The sequence below is a fragment of the Streptomyces aurantiacus genome, assembly GCF_001418335.1.
Taxonomy (GTDB): Bacteria; Actinomycetota; Actinomycetes; order Streptomycetales; family Streptomycetaceae; genus Streptomyces; species Streptomyces aurantiacus.
Window position 1 is genome coordinate 1 of the sequence record NZ_LIPP01000436.1, and the last position, 1,655, is coordinate 1,655.

Sequence of the window (1,655 nt, forward strand, 5' to 3'; positions counted from 1 at the left end):
GCCCACCGCGCCGGAGGCGAACCCGCCCGCCCCAGCCGGAGGCCCCCGCGACGGGCCGTCACATACGTCCCGGAGCCCCCTATTCCACCCCTTCGGGGTGAGCGGCGGCGCGTTGGGGACCCTCCCCGCGCGACCCCAAAAAGCGTCCAGTAGGGTTTGGTCCGCATAAACATCCAAACCCCTGCCCGACGCAGGGCGGCGACCGGACCACCGAGAAGGCCGCAGCCAACCGCGCGGGCGAGACTCTCGGGAAGGCGCTACGTGAGTCCCTACGGCTCCGACCTCCCCCACGCCCCAGGGGGCGCGGGCGGTAACCCCACGCCGCGGCGCCCGATGCGGCGGAAGCTGCTGCAGGCACTGACTGCGGGCCTGGTCCTGGCGACCGCCACCGGTTGCACATACAAGGACTTCCCCCGCCTTGGTATGCCCACCCCGACCACGGAAGAGGCTCCCAGGATCCTCTCCCTGTGGCAGGGCTCGTGGGCCGCAGCACTCGCCACGGGCGTGCTGGTCTGGGGCCTGATCCTGTGGAGCGCGTTCTTCCACCGGCGCAGCCGCACCAAGGTCGAAGTTCCCCCTCAGACCCGGTACAACATGCCCATCGAGGCGCTGTACACGGTGGTCCCCCTCATCATCGTCTCGGTGCTGTTCTACTTCACAGCCCGCGACGAGTCGAAGATCCTCAGCCTCGACAAGAAGCCAGACGTCACGGTCAACGTCGTCGGCTTCCAGTGGAGCTGGGGCTTCAACTACATCGAGAACGTCGACGGTTCGACCGGTGACGCGAAGACCGACGAGAACCTGGACGCGATCCCGAAGCGTTTCAAGGACGCCTTCCCGGCGAGCGCCGGCGGGGTCTACGACGTCGGTACTCCCGCCACGAAGAACCCGCAGACGGGGAACCCCGGTCCGACCCTCTGGCTGCCCAAGGGCAAGACGGTCCGCTTCGTTCTCACCTCGCGGGACGTCATCCACTCCTTCTGGGTCGTGCCGTTCCTCATGAAGCAGGACGTCATCCCGGGCCACACCAACGCCTTCCAGGTGACCCCCAACAAGGAGGGCACCTTCCTGGGCAAGTGTGCCGAGCTCTGCGGCGTCGACCACTCCCGGATGCTCTTCAACGTGAAGGTCGTCTCTCCCGAGCGCTACGAGGCCCACCTCAAGGAGCTCGCCGAGAAGGGTCAGACCGGTTACGTCCCGGCCGGTATCGAGCAGACGGACCACGAGAAGAACCGGGAGACGAACAACCTGTGAGCATCCTCAACGAACCCCAGGGTGCCGCCGAGACCGCGCACTACCAGAACGAAGTGCCGGTCCGGCGCAAGCAGCCCGGTAACGTCGTGATCAAGTGGCTGACCACCACGGACCACAAGACGATCGGCACGTTGTATCTGGTCACGTCGTTCGCGTTCTTCTGCATCGGTGGCGTCATGGCGCTGCTGATGCGGGCCGAGCTGGCCCGTCCCGGCACGCAGATCATGTCGAACGAGCAGTTCAACCAGGCGTTCACGATGCACGGCACGATCATGCTGCTGATGTTCGCGACCCCGCTGTTCGCCGGCTTCACGAACTGGATCATGCCGTTGCAGATCGGCGCGCCGGACGTGGCGTTCCCGCGGCTGAACATGTTCGCCTACTGGCTGTACCTGTTCGGC

General features: G+C 66.3%; 2 protein-coding genes. Both read left to right on the forward strand.

Annotated features, from left to right (window positions below; genetic code table 11):
• Positions 1-333 precede the first annotated feature (333 nt).
• On the forward strand, positions 334-1,254 hold the full coding sequence (ctaC, locus tag AOK01_RS38040; protein WP_055519897.1) for an aa3-type cytochrome oxidase subunit II: 921 nt from the start codon (positions 334-336) through the stop codon (positions 1,252-1,254).
• A partial coding sequence (locus tag AOK01_RS38045) for a cbb3-type cytochrome c oxidase subunit I (RefSeq protein WP_213862208.1) occupies positions 1,251-1,655 on the forward strand: 405 nt, incomplete at its 3' end. The genes ctaC and AOK01_RS38045, both read left to right, overlap by 4 nt.

What these genes read in the sequence shown, in the direction of transcription:
- ctaC (WP_055519897.1), top strand. Translation starts at nt 334, where the DNA reads ATGCGGCGGAAGCTGCTGCAGGCACTGACTGCGGGCCTGGTCCTGGCG.